Origin of the sequence: Paraburkholderia piptadeniae (assembly GCF_900007165.1) — a bacterium.
In the GTDB taxonomy this organism is placed as follows: Bacteria; Pseudomonadota; Gammaproteobacteria; order Burkholderiales; family Burkholderiaceae; genus Paraburkholderia; species Paraburkholderia piptadeniae.
Window position 1 is genome coordinate 1 of the sequence record NZ_CYGY02000255.1, and the last position, 511, is coordinate 511.

Here is a 511-nt window from a genome sequence, read left to right on the forward strand (position 1 = left end):
GTGTTCCGGCGCGGCGGTCGATGCCATTGTCATCGAACAGAATGGCAATGCGGCGTCATGCACGCCGCCGATTGCGCGAGAGGCCCGTAGCGCTTTTTATCGTTAGTCGTTCTGCAGCTTCCACTTGCCGTCGACGATCTGCACGATCACGCGTGCACGCTTGTCGAGGCCGTTGTGGTCGGCCGTCGTGATGTTCATGATGCCGTGCGATACCGGCAACTCCTTGATGCTTTCGAGAGCGCCGCGCAGTGCCACGCGGAACGCTTCCGTGCCCGGCTGAGCGGTCTTCAGCGCGACCGGGATCGCCGCTTGCAGCATCTGGCCGGCATCCCACGCATGGCCGCCGAAGGTCGCTACCGACCCCGCGCCATACGCTTTCTCATACGCCGACTTGTACGCAAGCGAGCTCTTCTTCACCGGATTCGATTCCGGCAACTGGTCCGCCACTAGAATCGGGCCGGCCGGCAGCAATTCGCCATCGCAATCCTTGCTGCACACGCGCAGGAAGTCG

1 pseudogene is annotated in these 511 nt (G+C 62.8%); it reads right to left on the reverse strand.

Annotation, left to right across the window (positions count from 1 at the left end):
* Positions 1 to 102 precede the first annotated feature (102 nt).
* Positions 103 to 511, reverse strand: a pseudogene (locus tag BN2476_RS45075) (ABC transporter substrate-binding protein); the annotation flags it as partial.